Origin of the sequence: Tabrizicola sp. (assembly GCF_031377265.1) — a bacterium.
Classification (GTDB): Bacteria; Pseudomonadota; Alphaproteobacteria; order Rhodobacterales; family Rhodobacteraceae; genus JAUYQR01.
Genome location: NZ_JANMET010000202.1, coordinates 1 through 6,421, shown reverse-complemented (window position 1 = coordinate 6,421; position 6,421 = coordinate 1). Strand labels below are relative to the sequence as shown.

General features: G+C 63.7%; 7 protein-coding genes and 1 pseudogene. 3 read left to right on the top strand and 5 right to left on the bottom strand.

Annotation, left to right across the window (positions count from 1 at the left end; all coding sequences use genetic code 11):
- From RMO18_RS11585 to RMO18_RS11575, 3 genes and pseudogenes are all read right to left on the bottom strand, one after another.
- Positions 1-303, bottom strand: a pseudogene (locus RMO18_RS11585) (ABC transporter permease); the annotation flags it as partial.
- 5 nt (positions 304-308) lie between these two features.
- Positions 309-1,076: a transporter substrate-binding domain-containing protein gene (locus tag RMO18_RS11580; RefSeq protein WP_309666071.1), complete on the bottom strand. Its 768-nt coding sequence runs from the start codon at positions 1,074-1,076 to the stop codon at positions 309-311.
- Between the two features lie 32 nt (positions 1,077-1,108).
- Positions 1,109-1,882 (bottom strand): ATP-binding cassette domain-containing protein, encoded by a 774-nt coding sequence (locus RMO18_RS11575; RefSeq protein WP_309666070.1) that lies wholly within the window; start codon positions 1,880-1,882, stop codon positions 1,109-1,111.
- 197 nt (positions 1,883-2,079) lie between these two features.
- Here RMO18_RS11575 and surE point away from each other — a divergent pair, with 197 nt between their 5' ends.
- From surE to RMO18_RS11560, 3 genes are read left to right on the top strand one after another with little or no spacing between them, the layout of a single operon-like run.
- Entirely contained in the window at positions 2,080-2,865 is a 786-nt protein-coding gene (surE, locus tag RMO18_RS11570) for a 5'/3'-nucleotidase SurE (RefSeq protein ID WP_309666069.1), read from the top strand.
- Positions 2,862-3,539, top strand: a complete 678-nt coding sequence (locus RMO18_RS11565) for a protein-L-isoaspartate(D-aspartate) O-methyltransferase (protein ID WP_309666068.1) — start codon at positions 2,862-2,864, stop codon at positions 3,537-3,539. Before surE ends, RMO18_RS11565 begins: the two co-directional genes overlap by 4 nt.
- Positions 3,540-3,592: 53 nt before the next feature.
- Complete coding sequence (locus RMO18_RS11560) at positions 3,593-4,732, top strand: peptidoglycan DD-metalloendopeptidase family protein (protein WP_405054055.1); 1,140 nt, start codon at positions 3,593-3,595, stop codon at positions 4,730-4,732.
- 43 nt (positions 4,733-4,775) lie between these two features.
- Here RMO18_RS11560 and RMO18_RS11555 read toward each other — a convergent pair whose 3' ends face one another.
- Positions 4,776-6,050: a hemolysin family protein gene (locus RMO18_RS11555; RefSeq protein WP_309666066.1), complete on the bottom strand. Its 1,275-nt coding sequence runs from the start codon at positions 6,048-6,050 to the stop codon at positions 4,776-4,778.
- Between the two features lie 40 nt (positions 6,051-6,090).
- Positions 6,091-6,421, bottom strand: a 331-nt coding sequence (locus tag RMO18_RS11550; RefSeq protein WP_309666064.1) for a DUF815 domain-containing protein, incomplete at its 5' end; no start/stop codon positions are given.

Below are 6,421 nucleotides of genomic sequence, written 5' to 3'. Positions count from 1 at the left end.
GTCATAGCTGCGCAGGATGGCGTTGATCGCATCCTTGGCGGCAAAGGTGATCAGCAACAGCAGCACCAGTTCCGGCACAGCGCGCACAAGCGTGGTGTAGATCGCCAAGAGGTCCTTGAGGATCGGCCCGCCGTAAAGTTTGCCGAACGCCCCCAGCACCCCGATCATGAGACCAACAGCATAGGCCCCCAGCGCGATCAGGACCGTGTTGCCCAACCCCGCAACCAGTGTCGCCCCCCAACCGGGGGGCGACCAGGCCAAAAGCTCGGCGGTCGAGGCTGCAAGGGGGAGAGCCCCGAACACGTCTGTCAGCCGCCGTAGATCGATGAGGCGAAGTAAGGCTTGGAGATCGCGTCATAGGTGCCGTCTGCGATGACTTTGGCGATGGCCGCGTTGAACTTGGCCCTCAGTTCGTCCTCGCCTTTGCGCAGTCCGACGCCTACGCCCTTGCCAAGGATCGCCGGGTCATCCTCAACAGCCCCGATGGCTTCGCAGCAGGCTTTACCAGCATCGGATGCAAGGAACGCATCAATGGCGATGCTGTCGGCCTGGCTCGCGTCAATCCGGCCAGCGGCCAGATCCTGAAAACCTTCGTCCGTGGTCTGGTAAGTCTTGATCTCGGCCGCATCGGGGAAATGCTTCTGCGCATATGCCTCGTGGATCGTGGAGACCTGTACGCCGATGATCTTGCCCGCCATTCCAGCGGCATCAGGCGTCAGACCCGATCCCTTGGCCGTCACGATCACCGTCGGGGTGTTGTAGTATTTGTCCGAAAAGTCGATGGTCTTCGACCGCTCTTCGGTGATCGACATCGACGCCATGATGGCGTCGATCTGGCCGCCGGTCAGTGATGGAATGATGCCTTCCCACGCCACTGGCGTGATCACGCATTCCATTTCGCCTGCCGCGCAGACGGCATTGATAAAGTCAACTTCCCAGCCAACCCAGTTGCCTGCCGCATCTGGCGAGGCAAAGGGAGGATAGGGTTCCGCCGCAATACCGATCTTCAGGGGTTCGGCAACAGCAGCACCACCAAAGAACAGGGTGGCGAAAGTCAAAAGTACAGCTCGCTTCATTTTCGTCCTTTCGATTTCACGATTTAGCCTCGTTAGCTTACGGATTTCAGAAACTGCTTCAGCCGTTCGGATTTAGGCGCTCCGAACAGTGCTTCAGGTGGTCCCTCTTCCTCGATGACGCCGTTGTGCAAGTAGATCACGTGGCTCGCGACCTCACGCGCAAACTTCATCTCATGCGTCACCAACACCATGGTGCGGCCTTCATCGGCCAGCCCACGGATCACTTGCAGCACTTCGCCCACCAGTTCGGGATCCAGCGCCGATGTCGGCTCATCAAACAGCATGGCCTTCGGTTCCATGCACAGCGCCCGCGCAATCGCCGCCCGCTGCTGCTGGCCCCCAGACATGAATGCCGGATAAGCCCCTTCCTTTTCAGCCAACCCGACCCGCGCCAGCAGCTTGCGCGCCCGGGCGATGGCCTCGTCCTTGGGGCATTTCATCACCTGCACCGGCACTTCGATCAGGTTCTCCAGAACCGTCTTGTGGGTCCAAAGGTTGAAGGACTGGAAAACCATGCCAAGGCTTTGGCGAATGCGCTCCAGCTGCTTTCGGTCTGCCGGCCTGCCATCAGCGTGCATCGCCACCGCTTCGCCCGCGACAGATATACTGCCGCTGGACGGTGTTTCCAGAAAGTTGATGCAGCGCAGCATGGTGGATTTGCCGGATCCCGACCCACCAATGATCGCGACCACATCCCCTTCATGTGCTGTCAGGGAAACACCCTTGAGCACATGGTGCGTGCCAAACGACTTGTGGAGATCATCCACCTGGATTGCGACGCTTGTCTGTCCTGATCCCTTTGCCATGTGCCCCCACACTGGTTCAGGCTATCAAACCCCGCGACACAAGATCATGCAAGCCTTTCCTCAAGCATTGATGCAAGGATAGGCTTTACCGTACGTTAGCCGCCTTCCTTCCACCCCAAGTAGGGCAAAGCGGCGGCCATCGGTGCTTGAAGGCATTCCCCGCCTCGTCTAATCAGAGGACAGCCAAAGGGGTCTTCATGCGTATCCTGATCACCAATGACGACGGCATCAACGCCCCCGGCCTTGAGGTTCTGACCGAAATCGCCACCGCTGTCGCTGGACCAGACGGCGAGGTCTGGACCGTGGCCCCGGCGTTTGAACAGTCTGGCGTCGGGCATTGCATCAGCTACACCCACCCGATGATGATCGCCAAACTCGGACCCCGCCGCTTTGCCGCCGAAGGCAGCCCGGCCGATTGTGTGCTGGCCGCGATCTACGATGTGCTGGAGGGCGCAAAACCTGATCTCGTGCTGTCCGGCGTCAACCGCGGCAACAACGCAGCCGAGAACGTGCTCTATTCCGGCACCATCGGCGGCGCGATGGAGGCGGCCTTGCAAGGTGTTCCGGCAATCGCCCTGTCGCAGTTCTTTGGGCCGGACAATGACGGGCTGCCCGACCCGTTCGAAAGTGCGCGCCAACACGGTATCGGCGTCGTCACTTCCCTGCTGGAAAAAGGCATCTGGACGCAGGACGATTACCGCATCTTCTACAACGTCAACTTCCCGCCCCGCAGCGGGGCCGGAACGCTTGGCATCAAGGTCGCGCCGCAAGGCTTCCGCCGCGACACCGCCTTCGGCGTGGAACCACACCATTCCCCCTCGGGCCGCAAGTTCCTCTGGATCAAGGGTGGCCCGCAGCAAACCCCAACCCTGCCCGGCACCGATGCCGCGGTGAACCTGCAAGGCCATATCGCCGTCACCCCGATGCGCGCAGACCTGACGGCGCATGATCTGCTCGCCGATCTTGCGGACCGGCTCGCATGACCCCATCCCCGCCGGAGGATGACGATGACCATTCCGGCGAACTTGCCGAACGCAAGATGCGCTTCTTGTTTGCGCTGCGCTCGCGCGGGGTGACCGACGGGCGCGTGTTGACGGCAATGGAACGGGTTGATCGCGGGGTATTCGTCAAAGGCATTTTCGCCCTGCGCGCCTACGAAGACATGCCCCTGCCGATTGCTTGCGGGCAGACCATCAGCCAGCCCTCGGTGGTTGGCCTGATGACGCAGGCGCTGAACGTGACCGCGCGCGATACCGTGCTGGAGGTGGGCACCGGATCTGGCTATCAGGCCGCGATCCTGTCGCAACTGGCCCGCCGGGTTTATACGGTCGATCGGTTTCGCCGCCTGGTGCGCGAGGCAGCCGAGCTTTTCACCCAGCTGAAACTCACCAACATCACCTCGCTCACGGCGGATGGGTCGTTTGGTTTGCCCGATCAGGCACCGTTCGACCGTATCCTGGTGACCGCCGCCGCCGAAGACCCGCCCGGCCCCTTGCTGGCGCAGTTAAAGCTGGGCGGCATCATGGTGGTACCCGTGGGGCAATCCGACGCCGTGCAAAGCCTGATCAAGGTGACGCGCACCGCCAGCGGCTTTGAATACGAAGAACTTCGCCCGGTACGATTCGTCCCTCTGGTCGAAGGGCTCGGCGCAGAGTAGGATGTCGCCAAGAAACCGGGCCAACCCGGGCATTTGGCAAGAGGCGGTCAGACATGGTTCCATCTTTCGCAACGTCTCGCCTGCGCCTGGCGCTAGGCGTTAGTCTTTTTGCACTCGCGGGTTGCATCCCGGTGGGCGACCTTGATTGGGATCTTCGTGCCGGCGCGGGGAACACCTCTGACGCCGCCCGCGTTGCCACCGCAGCCCCGCCCCGGCCTGATGGCAACGGTGTCCTTTCCTACCCGGGCTATCAACTTGCCGAAGCGCGGCGCGGCGATACCGTGGCCGCGTTGGCCGGCCGCCTTGGTCTGAACGCCGAAGAATTGGCCCGAACCAACGCACTGCGCCCCACCGATCCGCTGCGCGCGGGCGAGCTGTTGTTGCTGCCATCCCGCGTCGCCGCTGCGCCGCAGCCCGCAACCATCGGCGGCGCGGGCCCCGTCGACATCACCTCGATCGCCACCACCGCGCTTGACGAGGTCGGCCCGTCGCCAAGTGCCCCCGCTGCCGCAGCTGGCAGCGAACCGATCCGCCACCGCGTCGCGCGCGGCGAGACCGCCTTCACCATCGCGCGTACTTACAACGTCTCGGCCAAGGCCCTTGCCGATTGGAACGGCCTTGGCGCCGATCTTGCGGTGCGCGAAGGCCAGACGCTGATCATCCCGGTCGCCACCGGCCCCGCCCCGGTTCTTGAACCAGTGCCTACGCCGCCCGGCGCAGGTTCACCGACCCCGACGCCGCCGTCGGCAACCAAACCGCTGCCCGACGAAGAAACCGAACCCGCCGCAACCAAACCAAAGGCCACCCCACCGTCACCAGACCTTGGCGCAGATCGCACCAGCACCAGTGCTTTGGCCATGCCGGTCGCGGGCAAGATCATCCGCAGCTATGACAAAAAGAAAAATCAGGGCATCGACATCGCCGCCCCGGCAGGAACCGCCGTGAAGGCCGCTGCCGATGGCACGGTGGCGGCGATCACCAAGGATACCGATCAGGTCCCGATCGTGGTGATCCGCCACGCCGACAATCTGTTGACCGTCTATGCCGGGGTTGATGCGCTAAAGGTGAAAAAGGGCGACAAGGTCAAGCGCGGCCAATCCATCGCCGCCGTGCGCAAGGGCGACCCCGCCTTCCTGCACTTTGAGGTGCGCAAAGGCGTCGACAGCCTCGATCCGATGACTTTCCTGCAATAGCGCGGTTTGGCGGGCGGTGCGTGCAACAGCACGCACCCATCGCTTAACCTTCGATGCGGCTGACCAGCACCTTGTCGATCCGCCGCCCGTCAAGGTCGATCACCTCAAAGCGGTAGGCCTCGGCCACCACGACCTCGCCCAGCTCCGGCATCCGGCCCAACTGGTGCAGCACCAGCCCGGCCACGGTGTCATACTCGCCCGCCAGGCTGCGCGGCAGGCCCAGCCGGTCGCACAATTCATCCGCCGGCATCCAGCCGGCCACCAGCAGGCTGCCATCCTGCCGGGTCACAATCGCGGGCTCGCCTGCATCCTGGGATGCTTCGGCCCCGGTGATCGCCTCAAGAATGTCGCCCGAGGTGATGATGCCCTCGAAATGCCCGTATTCATCATAGACCAGCGCCAAGTGGTGTTCCGACCGGTGCAGAATTTCCAGCACATCCAGCGCATCGGCACGGTCGGATACCACCGGCACCTCGCGCATCAGCGCCTTCACATCCAACGCCTCGCGCCGCGATACCACCTGAAACGCATCCGCCAGCAGCACGATGCCAACCACGTCGCCCGCAGCGTCGGCCACCGGCATCCGCGGCCGGGCGATGCGGCGGATCGCGGCCACCGCCTCGGCCCCCGTCGCGTCAAGCGGCAGCATGTCCACCTCGTGGCGGGGGGTCATCAGGGCGCTGGCAGTCCGGTCGCCCAGCCGCATCACCCCGGCCATCATCTCGCGCTCTTCTTCCTCCAGCACGCCGCCTTCGGCGGCTTCGGTCAACAGGACATGCACCTCTTCCTCCGTCACCTTCGACGCGCCCGCCCCCCGCGCGCCCAAAAGCCACAGGATCACCCGGCCCGACCGTTCCAGAAACCACACCACCGGGGCCATGATCACCGACAGCACCGTCATCGCCGGGGCCATGCGGATCGCCACCGCTTCGGGGTTGCGCAGCGCCAGTTGCTTTGGCACCAACTCTCCCACGATCAGCGACACATAGGTGATCGCCACCACTACGCCGCCGACACCCAAGGTGGCCGCCCAGTCGGCAGGCACCCCCTGCGCCACCAGCCAGCCCTGCAACCGCAGCCCCAGCGTCGCCCCCGACAGCGCGCCCGACAGCACCCCGACCATGGTGATACCGATCTGCACCGTTGACAAAAACCGCCCCGGATGTTCGGCCAGCCGCAGGGCCATCGCCGCCCCGCGACTGCGCGCCTCAAGCGGCTTCAGCCGCCCGGGCCGGGCCGACACGATGGCCAGCTCCGACATCGCCAGCACGCCATTCAGCACGATCAACGCAAAGATCAGCAGAAGTTCATAAACCATGACACAGCCCTAAGGCCGAACGCCCCACCAAACAAGCGCACTATTCAATCCGCACGCCCTCGCGCGCGGCCAGATCGCAGAAGAATTGCCAAGCCACCCGGCCAGACCGGGCGCCGCGCGTGGCTTGCCATTCGATCGCCTGCGCGCGCAGGTCGGCATCGGCCAGATCTACGCCATAAGCCCCACAATATCTGCGGATCATGTCGAGATAGTCGTCCTGACTGCATGGATGAAAGCCCAGCCACAAGCCGAAGCGATCGGAAAGCGACACTTTTTCTTCAACCGCCTCGGACGGATTGATCGCGCTTGAGCGTTCGTTCTCGATCATGTCGCGCGGCATCAGGTGCCGGCGGTTCGATGTGGCGTACAGC